General features: G+C 69.4%; 14 protein-coding genes. 5 read left to right on the forward strand and 9 right to left on the reverse strand.

From position 1 onward, the window contains the following. Nucleotides 1-15: 15 nt before the first annotated feature. The 3 genes from AQI94_RS38700 to AQI94_RS38710 all read right to left on the reverse strand — a co-directional run bounded on the left by AQI94_RS38700 (nucleotide 16) and on the right by AQI94_RS38710 (nucleotide 2023). On the reverse strand, nucleotides 16-303 hold the full coding sequence (locus AQI94_RS38700) for a hypothetical protein (protein WP_031038056.1): 288 nt from the start codon (nucleotides 301-303) through the stop codon (nucleotides 16-18). A 110-nt stretch (nucleotides 304-413) separates the two neighbouring features. Then, nucleotides 414-1151 (reverse strand): hypothetical protein, encoded by a 738-nt coding sequence (locus AQI94_RS38705; RefSeq protein ID WP_031038058.1) that lies wholly within the window; start codon nucleotides 1149-1151, stop codon nucleotides 414-416. A 155-nt stretch (nucleotides 1152-1306) separates the two neighbouring features. Beyond that, nucleotides 1307-2023, reverse strand: a complete 717-nt coding sequence (locus tag AQI94_RS38710) for a DinB family protein (protein ID WP_031038060.1) — start codon at nucleotides 2021-2023, stop codon at nucleotides 1307-1309. Between the two features lie 206 nt (nucleotides 2024-2229). On the opposite strand from AQI94_RS38710, the gene AQI94_RS44870 reads away from it, so the two are divergent. From AQI94_RS44870 to AQI94_RS38735, 5 genes are read left to right on the forward strand one after another with little or no spacing between them, the layout of a single operon-like run. After that, a complete protein-coding gene (locus tag AQI94_RS44870; RefSeq protein ID WP_063760146.1) occupies nucleotides 2230-3945 on the forward strand; it encodes a WXG100-like domain-containing protein in 1716 nt (571 codons plus the stop codon). Nucleotides 3946-3954: 9 nt separating this feature from the next. Next, a complete protein-coding gene (locus AQI94_RS38720) occupies nucleotides 3955-4587 on the forward strand; it encodes an SUKH-4 family immunity protein (protein ID WP_031038066.1) in 633 nt (210 codons plus the stop codon). A gap of 12 nt (nucleotides 4588-4599) precedes the next feature. Continuing rightward, on the forward strand, nucleotides 4600-5028 hold the full coding sequence (locus AQI94_RS38725; protein WP_063760147.1) for an SUKH-4 family immunity protein: 429 nt from the start codon (nucleotides 4600-4602) through the stop codon (nucleotides 5026-5028). A gap of 5 nt (nucleotides 5029-5033) precedes the next feature. After that, nucleotides 5034-5855 (forward strand): nucleic acid/nucleotide deaminase domain-containing protein, encoded by an 822-nt coding sequence (locus tag AQI94_RS38730; RefSeq protein ID WP_031038070.1) that lies wholly within the window; start codon nucleotides 5034-5036, stop codon nucleotides 5853-5855. A 17-nt stretch (nucleotides 5856-5872) separates the two neighbouring features. Continuing rightward, nucleotides 5873-7672: a WD40 repeat domain-containing protein gene (locus tag AQI94_RS38735; RefSeq protein ID WP_031038073.1), complete on the forward strand. Its 1800-nt coding sequence runs from the start codon at nucleotides 5873-5875 to the stop codon at nucleotides 7670-7672. A gap of 341 nt (nucleotides 7673-8013) precedes the next feature. Here the strand turns inward: AQI94_RS38735 and AQI94_RS38740 are convergent, their stop codons facing one another. From AQI94_RS38740 to AQI94_RS38765, 6 genes are all read right to left on the reverse strand, one after another. After that, a complete protein-coding gene (locus AQI94_RS38740) occupies nucleotides 8014-8376 on the reverse strand; it encodes a hypothetical protein (RefSeq protein WP_031038076.1) in 363 nt (120 codons plus the stop codon). Continuing rightward, nucleotides 8376-9635 carry an amidase domain-containing protein gene (locus tag AQI94_RS38745; RefSeq protein ID WP_031038079.1) on the reverse strand — a complete coding sequence of 420 codons (1260 nt, stop codon included), beginning with the start codon at nucleotides 9633-9635 and terminating at the stop codon, nucleotides 8376-8378. The genes AQI94_RS38740 and AQI94_RS38745 overlap by 1 nt, the downstream gene beginning before the upstream one ends. A gap of 2 nt (nucleotides 9636-9637) precedes the next feature. Beyond that, entirely contained in the window at nucleotides 9638-10027 is a 390-nt protein-coding gene (locus AQI94_RS44875) for a type VII secretion target (RefSeq protein WP_031038082.1), read from the reverse strand. A gap of 173 nt (nucleotides 10028-10200) precedes the next feature. Beyond that, on the reverse strand, nucleotides 10201-11571 hold the full coding sequence (locus AQI94_RS38755) for a hypothetical protein (RefSeq protein WP_225890398.1): 1371 nt from the start codon (nucleotides 11569-11571) through the stop codon (nucleotides 10201-10203). A 71-nt stretch (nucleotides 11572-11642) separates the two neighbouring features. Continuing rightward, nucleotides 11643-12773, reverse strand: coding sequence for a WXG100 family type VII secretion target (locus AQI94_RS38760; protein ID WP_031038089.1), 1131 nt, complete (start codon nucleotides 12771-12773; stop codon nucleotides 11643-11645). Beyond that, nucleotides 12770-13099, reverse strand: a complete 330-nt coding sequence (locus tag AQI94_RS38765; RefSeq protein ID WP_031038092.1) for a hypothetical protein — start codon at nucleotides 13097-13099, stop codon at nucleotides 12770-12772. Before AQI94_RS38765 ends, AQI94_RS38760 begins: the two co-directional genes overlap by 4 nt. Nucleotides 13100-13209: the final 110 nt, after the last annotated feature.

The following is a 13209-nucleotide window of genomic DNA, read 5'->3' on the forward strand; positions in this document are numbered from 1 at the left end:
CAGCTGTGGTGCGGGCTACTTCTGACTGAAGCCCTTCTGCAAATCCTGGTCGGTCGTCTGGTACGCCTCAAGCGTCTTCTGCAGACCCTCGTGCAGCTGCTTGGCGCCGTCGGCGATCCGCTTGATGCCGTCGCCCCAGTCGTCCTGGAAACCGTCGCAGGCGTTGTCGAGACCGTCCGTGCCCAGACCCTTGGGACCGACCTTGTTCAGCCGCTCCTGGGCGCCGCGCATCCGGTCGTCCACCTGATCCAACCGGTTGATCAGGGTCTTCATGCGATCGACATCGATCTGGAAGTCCGCCATCGCCATTGCCTCCCCGTAGCGTGATCAGTGATCGCCGGTCAGACTATCGGAGCAGCAACTTCAGGCCTACCTGGCGATGTTCGCTGTCGCCAATTTGTGGCATGCGCATGCTACGCGCGGTCCCATACGTGCAGCACGGCCTGCGCGTAGGCCAGCCGGTGGTCCAGCCTGGGTGAGGCAAGACGGTACTTGCGGCCTGTCTGGTACTCGATGGCCACCTCGGGCGCATCGGCCGACCGCCACCGCGTCCACGTCGGCGGCTCCATCTCCCAGGCGGCTTCCTTCTTCGCCTCGCCCTTCTCGCCGAGCAGCAGCCAGAGCGCTCCCTGCGCGGCCATGACCGCCCAGCACAGGAAGTAGATCGGGGAGATCAGGACGAACACCGTCCACGCCTTGCCGGTCCCCACCTCGCCGACCAGCGGTGCGCCGCCCTGGGTGGGCTGCACGCTCCAGCGCACGCGGCGCGGCCACGGCAGGGTCCGGCCGCCTCGCCGGGTGATGCGGCCGAGAGGGACGCCGTCACCGCCGTACACCTCGTAGACACCGCTGCCGACGGGCCGTACCGAGCTGAGCGGTTCGCCGTTCGGGCCGGTGACGGTGAACGCCGGGCGCTCCCGGCGGTTGCCCTTCGGGGCGTCCTGAGGGACGTGGACGTACGCGAGCGGTTGGCCCTGCGTGCCGGGGCCGGCCTGCTGGACGGTGGCGGTCGGCTCACCCGGTACGACTTTGTCGTACCTGCGCAGTCTCTTGTTGGGGACGTGAATCACGGTCTCCGCAGGAGCGGCCGGCCGACCGTACGGCCCCGGCTGCTGAGCCTGCGGGGCCCATTCCTGACTGCTGTGGTTCATGGCCGCCCAACTGTCGGTCCGGTTGACGATGACGGTCGACAGACTCTCAAAAGTGGGTCGGCGATGTCGCGGGGTGGTCGGCGTCGGCGGGGCCACGGGGGACTTGTCCACAGAACCTCCACACCATGCCCCCGAGGCCTTACGGCCGTGCCGGCTCAGCCCTCGGCGCGGCGGGCCTGCCACAGATCCCGCAACAACGCGATCTCCGCCATGTGATGGATCAGTTCGAGGTTGGCCCCCCACAGCACGGAGATGTACGGCTCGTCCGGTGCGGAGCCGTAGGGGTACTGGGAGAAGCCGATCGTGTCGAGCTGTTCCTCCGTCACCCCGCCCACGGCCTCCCGCCAGCGGTCGAGCAGGGACCAGAAGCGTTCCTGAGCCAGGGCCGCGGACGGGGTGAAGTCGACCAACTCGTGGGGATCCGTGCGGCGTTCGCCGAAGGTCCACTCCCATTCGCCGGCGAAGCAGGAGTGGAGGTGGCCGAGTCGCCACGCGATGGTGGTGACCGGGGAGACGTCGGGTTCCACCGGGCCGGTGTGGGCGAGGACCTCCTCGACGCGTGCGACGCTCACGCTCCAGTCCTCGGCGATCTTGGCGACGGTCATCCCGTCGGCGGCCTGCCGGGCGACCTCGGCGTACTCGCCGGACGGGATGTCCGGGGCGCCCTTGTCGATGACCCACTCGCCGGGACCGTACGCCCGGGGCGTCACCGCCTCGCTCCGGCGCCGGATCGACCAGGAGCCCGGCACCGGCTCCCACAGGTACTCCTCGTCGCCGAGCCCTTCGAGCCGTATCTGCGCCCGCTCCCTGACGCAGTCGAACTGGTCCAGCAGTACGCCCAGTCGGTCGGTCCGTATGCGTCCCGTCTCCATGCCCGGCTCCCCCCTCGCGATCACGTCCAGCCGGAGGCTAACCGGCCGTCCGCGCGGGGCGCGACGCATTTCCGTGCCTGCGGGTTCCGTTCGGAAAGGTCTGCGCCAACTGGGCCTCGAATCAAGTCATGTGACGCCGAGTGAACTTGTTCGCATGATCCGATCGAAGTTACGTTGCCCGGAGAAACTTTCGAACGGGGGTCCCTGTGGGTGTAGTCCTGCCGAGCGAGCTGGATGCGGCCCTGGACCTGATCGGCATCAGCTGGCCCAACGTCGACGAGGACGACTACCGCGACATGGCCCAGGCCATGCGGGAGTTCGCCGACGACATCGACGACGGCGCCGCGGACGCGCACCGGGCGATCACCGATCTCGTCGGCGGCAACGAAGGCCTCGCGATCCAGGCGCTCGAGAAGCACTGGGATCTCGTCAAGGGCAAGCATCTGACCAACCTCGCCGAAGCGGGCCGGGTGGCGGCGACCGCGCTGGACGCGGTCGCCGTGCTGATCGAGGGCGCGAAGATCGCCGCGATCGCCCAACTCGGCATCCTCGCGGCGGAGATAGCGGCCGCCATCGCGGCCGCCCCGCTCACCTTCGGGCTCTCCACCCTGGGCGGTATCGCGGGGACGCAGGTCACCCGGATCGCGGTGAAGCGCATCTTCGAGGAGGTGTGCGAGGAGATCGCCGGGCGGATCATGGAGGTCGCGATGGGCCCGGTCTTCCAGGCCATCGGCGCGATGGCCGGCGATCTGGTCGTACAGATCGGCGGCAACGCCCTCGGCACGCAGAACGGCGTCGACCTCGGCCAGACCGCGAAGGCCGGCGAGAAGGGTCTGGGCGAGGGCGTCGACACCCTCAAGTCGGGCGGTATGCAGCTGGCCAGCGCGGGCGGGGGCGCGGGCGGGTCGATGCAACTGGCCGGTGCCGACGGCGGGTCCAGCAGCTCGGGCGGCGGGGGCGGGGGCGGCGGTCAGTTCAGCATGGACCTCGACTCCTACGACCGCGCGAGCAACGGACTCAAGGGCGCGGGCGGCAAGATCCGGGACGGGGCCGGCACCAAGCTGTCCCGCGCCAAGTCCTCGCACGGCCGCGCGCGGGGCAAGGATCCGCTGACCAATCTCCTCGACCCCATGGTGGACGAGGTCATGGAGGGCATCGGGCGGGGCGTCAAGCGCTCCGCCGACCACCTCGACGAGAGCATGACCGGTGGCCTGAAGCAGATGGCCAAGCGGCACAAGGACAACGACGACGGCATCGCGACCGAACTCCAGGGCCTCACCAAGTCGCCGGGCCGCGACATCCCCGTCTACCACCTCGACGACAAGGGCAAGGTCACCCGGATCACCTCGGACGGCCACCACGACCTCACCCCCGACGACCGGACCCGCCTGACCTCGCTGAACCTCCAGGGCGACACCGTCCCCGAGCGGAAGGCGGGCAATTTCCCGCTGCCCAAGGGCAAGCGGGAGAGCAAACAGTCGCAACAGGTAGCCTTCGGTAGCACCGACCTCTCGCAGGCCACCAAGACGGCCCGGCAGGCGAACGGTGACTACGGAAGGACGACGAAGGGGAAGTTCTCCAGCCGGAACTACGCCGCGGGCAGGCACGGAAAGCCGGGCGCCGATGACGAGTTCATCATCGTCGGCCGCAGCAAATGGCCCGCCTCGCATTCGGAGCGTCAGGTGGGCATACCGTTCCTCAACGCAGGGACCAAGGACAGGCTGACCGAGCTCTACACCGAACGAGAACCGTGCACGACCGGAAAAGGCGCACAGAACTGCAGCGCCTGGATGTCGGAGTACCTCCCGAAGGACGTACGCGTCTCCCATACCGTCGAATACGGCGACACACCGGATTCGAAGCAGAAGGGCAATGACGCGATGGAGAAGTACCTGAACGGCATGAACCCGAAGAAGAGGTAGCAACAGCACATGCCCCCGCTCGTCGACCACGCGATGATGGAATCGGTCTTTCCCGCCGAGGAGATCGAGACGTGGGAGGAGGAGAAACTCCCCGCCCGACTGCACGCCTCGGTCCGGACGGTCCTGACCGAGGTCGGACTGCCGCACGACCGCAGCTCCTTCTTCCAGCTGGACGGCGCGCTCTTCGAGGGCGAGGACACCCCGGCCGCGTTCCGCCGCTGCGCGGAACTGGACCGTTTCTCCGACTACGAGGACATGCCGAAGGGCTGGGAGAACTGGCTCGTCATCGGTGAGATCTTCTACGACGTCGTCGTACTGGATCCCGAGTCCGGAACGGTGTACGGCCTCCCGGACGGCGAGTACCGGGCCCTCCCGCTGAACCGCAGCCTCGAATCCTTCGCCTATTTCACGTACCTGCTCCAGCTGGAGCGCCCGAAGTACGACTACTCGGTGTCCGAGGACGTCGACGATTGCGAGGACGTCGCGATCTCCCTGCGGAACCGGATGATCGAGGCCGATCCGCTTCCCTTCGAGAACGTGGAACCCGCCTGGTCTGAGGAGTTCGACTGGGAGGACGAGGACGCCCCCCGTCTGCCCCCGTGGGATGCTGTGCTGTCGAACGTGTACGAGTCCATCGACTAGGCGGAATCACCCATGACAGTCCCCTCAGGTGACGTCCGGCGTGCCGATCCGCAGGAGCGCACCATCTTTTCCGCGGCGGCGGTGGCGGGCATCCGGCACGAACCGAGTGCGGACTTTCTTCGCGATGTCGGCATCCCGGCCCGCCCGAATCCCTGGTTCGACCTCGTGGACGGCTCCCCTGAGCAGACCAGGGCGCTCGGCGACGCATACGCCGACCTCCACGAGCGGTGGACGGACCTGCCCGAAGGCGCCGAGGACCGGCTCCTGCTGGGCACGGTGCCCTATGACGACATCGCCCACTTTCTCCATCTGCTGGAGAAGGAGCGCCCGAACCACGACTTCGAGTCGGAAAACGAGAACATCGAACCGGCCGCCCTTGACGTGAGCAATTCCCGCTGGCACGACATCCTGGAGTATGTCGCCGAACCCGAGGCGAGGTAAGGGCGATGAATGACAGCACCATGAACGACAGCGCCATGAATGACAACGCCAGGAACGACAGCGATATGCGGCGCGTCGGGGAGATCGCCGTCCCCCTGAGCGTCGGCCCGTATTTCACGACGGACGCGTCAGACCCCGTTCCGCTGCGGCAGTTCGCCGAGTCCGTCGGGCGTACGGTCGTGCTGGAGGAGTGCCGGGAGTGGACACGGTTCGGGTCCGACCGCGGGTTCGAGATCTGTGCCGACCAGGAAGGCGTCGTACGGGCCGCGCTCCTCGACTGGACCGAGGGGACGCGGTTCGTGAACGCGACCGCGGAGGCCTTCGCCCGGTCGCTCGCCGCGCTCGATCAGGGGCTCGCCGGGATCCTCGGTACCGACGAGCCGCAGGAGGCGGCCGCCGCTTTCGCGGAGCTGGAGCAGCGGCTGCGGACGCTCGACCCACGGGCGTTCGAGGGGCGGGAGCACTGGTGGCCCCTCGTCCTCGACGACATCCGGGACACCGCGAGCGCGGAGTGGTTCACCGCCTTCGAGATCGTCAACGACCAGGGCGAGAAGCAGATCGTCACGCAGGCCGGTGACATCGGCGTCCACCCGGAGGAGCGGCTGTGGGCCCGGCTGCGGGCCGCCGGTGTGCAGCCCGAGCAAGTGCTGCGGGTCCACACCGAGTTGGAGGCCTGCTTCATGCCGGGGCACTACTGCTCACTGTGGCTCGGGCAGGTCTTCCCAGAGGCGCAGCTGACCCACAACTTCCCCTACGGGGAGACGGCCGAGTCCCGCGCCGAGGGCATCCGGCAACTGCGTGAGGCAGCGGCCCAGCAGCAGCAGTAGAGGGGATTCAGCACATCATGACCGTCGGTACGACCGTCACGCCGGACATCGCCGCCTGGCCACCGCTGGACGAGGACAAGCGGGCGCCGGGTCGGCAGTTGCTCGACTGGGCCGCCGACGGAGCCGGGTCCCGGCTGTGTCTGGTGCGGGGCGCGGAGGGCAGCGGCAAGAGCGCACTGCTCGCCTGGCTGCTGGCCGGGACCGTCGGCCGTCCGGGGCTCGTCGTCCATGCCACGGTGCCGTCCGAGGGGCTGACAACCGAGACCTTCGCATGGGAGTTGGGCCGCCAGCTCGGTTACGGCCCCCTCTCCCCCGGCCGCCTGCTCGACCAAGTCGCCGCGGACGAGCGGCCGTTGCTGCTGCTCGTACCCGATCTGCACCGGGCCGGGGCGGGCCCCGCGGATCTCCCGTCGGCGACTCCGGAGACGCTGGTCGCCGAGCTGCTGGAGCCGTTGCTGACACTTCCCCATCTGCGCGCGGCCGTTGAGGTCGGGACGTCGGGGCTGCTGGCCGCGGACGGCGTCGAGGCGGTCGAGGTCGTCGAGGTCGTCGATCTGGGTGCCGGGGACGGCGAGGGCGCCGAGCCGGCCCCGTACGCCGAGCTCGTCGCCGCGGTCCCGCGCACGGCCGACGGCCGCCCCGACTGGGCCCAGGCCCCTGACGCGGTCCTCCGGCGCGTCCTCGACGCGGCGCTGCGCACCGACGGACCGTACGACCAAGGAGGCGCCGTTCTCGGCCTGTTGGCCGATCCCGGCTTCCTGGTGCACGGCTCGGCCACCGCGCTGACCGCCGTCCTCGCCGACGAGCGCGTGCCCGTGCCGGGGCGGCTGCGCGAGGTGTGGAGGCATGCCGCACCGGAGCTGACGGCGTATCACACCGACAGCGCCGAACGGGCCGCCCTGCTGCACGCCGCCGCGGTCGACACGGACCCGGACCTCACCGAGTACCTGCGGCCGCTCGCCGGCCAGCACTGGTGGTCCGCGGTATGGGCCCGGCGGGCCCTCCCGGTGAACGCGCTGGCCCTGGTGCCGGGCGTGGAGCGAGGACTGCTGGCCGCGGACCCGACGGGGCGGCTGCGGACGTACGACGTGGAGAGCGGTACGGCACTCGACGCGGCCGACGCGGCCGCGGCTCCCGCCGTCCACCCCGCCTCCGTACGACCGCGCTCCCTGGCCCCTCGTGACGCCCGCTCGGCGCTGCTGCTGGACCGGTCCGACGCACTGCTGCCGCTCGTGACCGAGGACGACCCGACCACCGCGTTCGCACTTGAGCGGATCGCCGAGTACCACGGTTCGGCCGCGCTCGCCGGGGAGGAGTCGCTGGTCACCGCGCTCGGCAGCGGCGGCACCCGGAGTCCGTACGCGGTCGTCGGCGACCGGGGCGGCTCGGTGCACGTGTGGTCTCTGGGCGAGTACCAGGACGTCCCGCGCTCCCACCGTGTGCACGAACAGCCGGTCACGGCCGTCACCTGCGTCGACACCGCCGACGGGCTGACGCTCACCTTCAGCGCCGGGGCGGACGGCTCGGTACGGCTGTGGGAGGCCTCGGCCGAGCCCATGCCGGTGCCTGTGCAGGAACGCCCCTACCGGACCACAGGGCTTGCCGCGGCGGACACGCCTGCCGGTCCGGTGCTCGCCGTGGCCTGTAGCGACGGCGAAGTGCATCTGTGGCACGTGTTCACCGGCAGGGTGCGGGTGCTGCCGTGGCTACGGGACTGCGACGCGCTCGCGCTGACGCCCGAGGGGGTGCTGGTCGTCGGGGATATGGCGGGGCTGAGTGCCGTACGGCTGCGGTTGGATGTGCTCTGGGAGCAGTGAGGCGGCCTGCCGGCTAGCCGAAGGGGCTGGAGGCCACGGCCGTCCTCGGTTCGCGGGTCGGTGTCGGGCCGTGAAGGAGGTGCCGGCGGCCACCGGTGTGGCCAGTTCCAGGGACCGCTCCTCCGCCTCGAAGACCTCAGTGGACTGGGATTCCTTTGGTGCCGTGGGTCTGCCGGGTGAATCCCTCGCCGCCGGCGATGGCTTCGGCCTCGGCGACGGAAACCCCGGGTCGCAACGACTTCGACACCCTGGTGGCCCTGCCCACCACCGCCTGAGCCCGGGCCGCAGCACGGGAAAAGGCTCCCGTCACTACGTCAGTTGTGACGGAAGCTGTTCTTACATCAATGTGGTGCGGCGATCCGCGTCATCCCCGAGCAGTCCTGCCCTCCGGAAGGATCCGGCTCGTACACCCAGTACAGGGCGGCGAGTTGGGCCAGCAGCAGGACGGGGACGAGAGGGGCGGCGGCCAGGGCGAGTCCTCCCGGCCGCTGCCCGCGCCGGCGCAGCAGCACCAGCGGGATCAGGGCGGCGAGGGCGCATGCGGGAGCGGCCCAGGCGGTGACGTACATGCGGGTGGAGGGGCCCAGGTACCGGCAGTTCTGGAAGGTGTCGCCGTCGAAGGAGAAGTGGGCGGCGAGAAGGCCCGCCGAGGCGAGGACCAGGACGAGGACCGCCCAGGACCATCGTCGGGTGGGTGCGCTCATCAGTACCAGTCCGGGTTGGGGCGGACGATCCGGATGTTCTGCTGCCCTTCGTGCTGCTCGGTGGCGGGGAGCCGGCCCTCCAGGCTGACGTTCTGGTACGAGTCGCTGTGCTGGGTGTACTTGATCTCGCCGTCCGGCATCACCGCGGTGACGATCGCCGCGTGGTGCGTGTTGCCCTTCTCGATGGAGTCGTTGGGCCCGGACTGCTCGTAGTAGATGATGTCGCCGGGCTTCACGTCGGAGCGCGGGATCTCGCTGCCGCCGTGCTCCAGCATGAAGTTCTGGTTGTTCTCGGCGGCGGCCCAACTGTCCGAGTAGGCAAGGCGCTTGTCGACGCCGTCGGCGCCGGTGCGGTTGCCGATCATCCAGGAGTCGTCGTCCGACGTCCCCCAGATGCTGGTCTTCTCCTTCATCCCCGCGTGCAGCAGGGCGTTGGAGACGAAGTTGGTGCAGTTGTTGCCGAAGTCGGTCGGGTCGTCCTTGTCCCAGTTGTCGAGGGCGTACTCGACCAGCTTCACCCGGTCGTACTTGCCGTTGCCGCGCAGTTCCTGCCGTACGTCGACCGGAATGCCGTCGAGGTTGGCGATGGCGACCGGCTGGGCGAGCATCATGTCCTTGCGCTGCTGTTCGCTCAGCCCGTTCCACCACTGCCGGACAGTGGTCGGGTCCTCGCCGACCGGGATGTCACTCGCGAGCATCTGCATCTGGACGTGCGAGGCGTGCGTCTGGAGGTCGTTGAGCGCCTTGCCCGGATCGGTGAGTCCGGTCTGGCCGCCGAGCTTCGCGAACTCCTCGGCGGCGAGCTTGTCGGCGGTGGTGACCTGTTCGACGGCCTGGTCGACGAGGTCCTGCACCTGGGCCTTGTACGGCCCCATCTCCTCGGCCTCGGTGCGGTTGCGTGGCGGCGGGCCCGTGACCGTCCCGTCGGCGCCTATCTCGAGGCCGTACCGGGCGGCGAGATCCACGGCGGCCCGCATGGTGCTGTGCGCGGTCTCGATGGTCGTCGTCATTCCGTCGGCGACCATGTTGACGGACAGGAGGATGTCGTAGCCCGCCTCCAACTGGTTGGCGAGCAGCTCGAAATCGGCGGCCGCTGCAGCACCGACCTCGTCGGTCCAGTTGTCCTTCAGCGGCTTCGCGCCGTACTCCCGCAGGTCCTTCGCCGCGTCCAGGGAGTACTTGGCGAGGGCGTGCCACTCGTCGGCTGCCGTCGCCCAGGTCTTGGGGCGGGCGTTGTTGATTCCTTCGTACGACACCATGGTCAGGCCCTCCCGAGATCGTTCAGCCCGGCCCGCAGCCGCGACTCGGCCTCGGCGTCCGCGCGGTCGTAGCCGTCGGCGGACTCCCGCAGTTTCTGGCTGAGTTCGCCCATCCGCCGGGCGAGGGAGACCATGTGCTCCTCCCACTTCTCGGCACAGACCTTGAGGTGCACGGGGCTTTCCCAGCCGTTGCCGTAGTGGGCGCCGTACACCTCGTCGCTGGTGTCGAGCGAATGACTGAGACGCTTCATCGTCTGCTGCGACAAGGACTCGGTGTCATCGGCCGCGGCGCGTACGCGCACAGCGTCGATGTCGATGTCGGCCATGGACAACTCCCCCGATATGAACTGGCTGTCGACGATCATCGTACGGCCGTCCCCGGGGCCCTTCACACGACCCGCCCCCTCTTCCCACGGGCTCCTCTTGATCCCGCTGGTACGTTCCTGCCTGTCTTGCGGGGCGTTCTCCCACTGCCGGGTCTCGCCGGGAACCCCGGAGCGCGGCTCGCCGCACCCGTCAGGACCGCAGTTGGTGCGCAGGTGGCTCTGGGCCGGGCGAGGCCTGTTCAGCGGCGGCCCTGAAGCTGCTGCTGAGCGGCCGCCTCGGGGGCCGTCCTCGCCATCGCCTGCACGGTGAAGCCGACGCCCGGAGCGAGCACGCCTGCCACGGCGGCCCACCAGCGCCAGGCACCGCTGTCCGGGACGAGCAGAAGGGTGGCGAGGCATCCGAGCGCCACCGCGAACCCGGCGACTCCCGGCAGCGACGCGGTCACCATCCAGCCCGCCCCGAGGTCCAGCAGCCTGACCCGCCGCTCGGGGTCCGGTCGCGCGGGTTCGGTGTGCCCCTCCGCTACGACCTGCTCGGCCACCCGGCCCGGAACCGCGCCCGGCAGTTGCCAGCCGTCGTCACCTACCAACTCGGCGAGGACGTCACTGCCTCGGCGGTGAGCAGGATGCCAGATCAGCCGGCCATGGGCGCCGGACAGGACCGTTCCGGCTGCATCGATACCCATCTGGGAGTGGAAGGGGATCTTTGGACCAGCGCCCTCCAGCACAAGACACTGCAACCGGCGGGTGTTCTCCCGGCGCCTCTTCCCGTCGGCCGCCTCGGAGTTCCCGGGCAAGGGCGCTTCGGTGTGCTGTCCGGTTCCCGTGACGGTGACTCGTAGGGTGCGCCAGTCGGGGGTGACCGTGCGGGCGGGGCGCCGGATGCTTTCGGCCAGGTACCAGCACATGGTCGCGGCGAGCGTCGCCAGGAGCCACAGGGGCCCGATCACCCACACAGTCCCGGTCTCCACCGCGCGCCCGTCGAGCTGACGTTGCACCTCGGCGAGCCGATCGTCGCCGATGGCCCCGAGTTCGGGCCGCCCCGGTACGGAGGCCACGTACAGCTCGCTGCCGACTCCCTGACGCCGGTTGGTGGCTGCCCGGAAGGTCACGGGCACTCTGCCCCCTCCAGCCGACGGGGAAAGAAGAACCGTGTAGTCGGCCGTGGCGGAGGAGCGGGGGTTACTGCCCGCGTCCTGGTTCTCGATTCTCACGATGGGCCGCCGCTCGATCACCGCACCCTCCCGGGCAAGCACCGCACTCGTGCCTGTTCCTCGCGCGTCCGATGCGGCGAGCGTCACCCACAGGGCCATCAGCGTGAGGCATGTGACCAGCGCTGCGCCGTAACGGATCGTCAGCCAGCGCGTGCCGTTCGTCCGGAGCGGTACGGTTTCCGAGCCGCCTCCTGGCGACACCGAGGCTGTCCGCACTGCCCACCCGTAGGACTCACAGCGGGTCCGATCACCGTCCCGCAGCACCGCGACCGCCCAGATGACCAGAGACGCAGCGAGCAGGGCCGGCGAGCACCACAGGATGGCCGTGCGCACCGGCGAAGTGCCCAGGAACAGCCAGGTGGCGGTCAGCGCCACGAGGGCGAGCGGGACGGCCACGGTGACGAACCTCCCGCAGCGCGGGTAGGCACGGACATCTTGCGCGACTTTGTCCAAGGTCCACTTGCGGCTCATCCGAACGCTCCGAACCGCTGCGGATCAGGCCGATCCCGCAAAGCCCTTGCGTCTCCACGCGCTTCCCAGCGCGTGTCGGCAGCCGCACCGGGCCGGTCCTCCTTCTCGTCCGCGTTGGGGTCCCCGCTGACCGCCGCGTCACCGTGCTTGGACAGGTTGGCGCCCGCGCCGATGGCGAAGCCGACGGGAACGTTGGTGGCCACATCACCTGCCAGGTTTCGCGCCGCCGAGAGAGTCCGCCCGTCCGTGGCCCGGTGGACGGCTGCGCTCCCCGCTCCGCCGGCCAGTCCTCCGGCGAGCGCTCCGAACGCCATCTGTGAGCCGTCGTACCGATCCCCGCTTCTCAGGTTGTTGGCGGCGTCACCGGCAACTGAGGACAGGGCGCCCAGAGCCACGCCGTCGACAGCGTTGGCGACCGCACCTCCGCCGAGCTGCGAAGCCAACCGACCTGCGACGAACATGCCGCCGACGGCTCCCAGAACGCCGTTCACCGCGTTGCCGTTGAAGTCGGCGTCATCGCCGGTGACCAAGTTCGTCACGACACCGGACCCGGTGCCCGCAGCCCATTGGACGCCCAACTCGACAGCCGGCCCCAGGAGCTTTCCCTGCCTCACCGCCGTACGAATGGTCTGGAACATCCGGGCCGCGGCCGCCAGCAACCGCCCCAACCTCGTGGCCGCCTCCGCAGCCTGCGTCCCCAACCGCACCGCATTCGCCGCTCCGGCCGCCGCCGAGAACCCGACTGTGACGAAGGAGAGCGCGACGGACGCAGCGATCGAGACTCCGATCTCGAGGTAGATCTGATGAATCTCCTCGTTGATCTCCTCGATGTTGGCGGCGGCCTCCTCAAGCCCCTTGGCCGCCTGCGGGAAAAGCGGCGCGGTCTCCTCTACCGCTCGGCCGACCTTCTCCCAGTACTCATGGAAGGCCTCCGCGGATTCCCCCCGCCAATGCTCACCGAGAACGCCCCGCACCCTCCGGTCGAGCGCTCCGTACGCCTCCTCAAGCTCCTCCCCCATCGTGCGCCACCCCTTGGCCGCCGCACGCAGCACATCGGGACGGCCGCCGGGATTCACCACCTCGATCCCGGCTTCGTAGACCTTCTCGGCGAAGCTCTCCTCGCTCAACTCTTCCCACCCTTGAACGTGAACAGCTCCGCGAGAGCGTCGTCCGCCGCGGCGGAGTTCCTCGCGTTGTCCTTGACGGCCCGGCTCAACTCGTCGAAGTTCCGGGCCAGATTCCCCAGGGATTCGGCCATCCCGGCGGCCAACTCGACGTAGGCCGACGTGACCTCTTCGGACTCCGTCAGCAGGCCGAACCCGTCATGGATCCGCTCTGCCCCCGTGGCCCGCTCAAACGCCCTGACGGCACTCGCCAGGTCATGGGCCCGCGTCTCGAACGCGCCCCCCAGTTGCGCCATTTCCTGCGGATCCAAGAAGAAATCACCAGACATGCGCCGCTCCGTACACTCATCCCTCGACGACCTTGGACGTGCACTTCCGCAACCGCGCGTCGGCCGAAGAGTCACGTATCCGCACACGATGGAGGGACGGCGTCAACTCC

It is taken from the genome of Streptomyces pseudovenezuelae (assembly GCF_001513955.1).
Lineage (GTDB): Bacteria > Actinomycetota > Actinomycetes > Streptomycetales > Streptomycetaceae > Streptomyces > Streptomyces pseudovenezuelae.

What these genes read in the sequence shown, in the direction of transcription:
- AQI94_RS38700 (WP_031038056.1), bottom strand. Translation starts at nt 303, where the DNA reads ATGGCGGACTTCCAGATCGATGTCGATCGCATGAAGACCCTGATCAAC.
- AQI94_RS38705 (WP_031038058.1), bottom strand. Translation starts at nt 1,151, where the DNA reads ATGAACCACAGCAGTCAGGAATGGGCCCCGCAGGCTCAGCAGCCGGGG.
- AQI94_RS38710 (WP_031038060.1), bottom strand. Translation starts at nt 2,023, where the DNA reads ATGGAGACGGGACGCATACGGACCGACCGACTGGGCGTACTGCTGGAC.
- AQI94_RS38720 (WP_031038066.1), top strand. Translation starts at nt 3,955, where the DNA reads ATGCCCCCGCTCGTCGACCACGCGATGATGGAATCGGTCTTTCCCGCC.
- AQI94_RS38725 (WP_063760147.1), top strand. Translation starts at nt 4,600, where the DNA reads ATGACAGTCCCCTCAGGTGACGTCCGGCGTGCCGATCCGCAGGAGCGC.
- AQI94_RS38730 (WP_031038070.1), top strand. Translation starts at nt 5,034, where the DNA reads ATGAATGACAGCACCATGAACGACAGCGCCATGAATGACAACGCCAGG.
- AQI94_RS38735 (WP_031038073.1), top strand. Translation starts at nt 5,873, where the DNA reads ATGACCGTCGGTACGACCGTCACGCCGGACATCGCCGCCTGGCCACCG.
- AQI94_RS38740 (WP_031038076.1), bottom strand. Translation starts at nt 8,376, where the DNA reads ATGAGCGCACCCACCCGACGATGGTCCTGGGCGGTCCTCGTCCTGGTC.
- AQI94_RS38745 (WP_031038079.1), bottom strand. Translation starts at nt 9,635, where the DNA reads ATGGTGTCGTACGAAGGAATCAACAACGCCCGCCCCAAGACCTGGGCG.
- AQI94_RS38765 (WP_031038092.1), bottom strand. Translation starts at nt 13,099, where the DNA reads ATGTCTGGTGATTTCTTCTTGGATCCGCAGGAAATGGCGCAACTGGGG.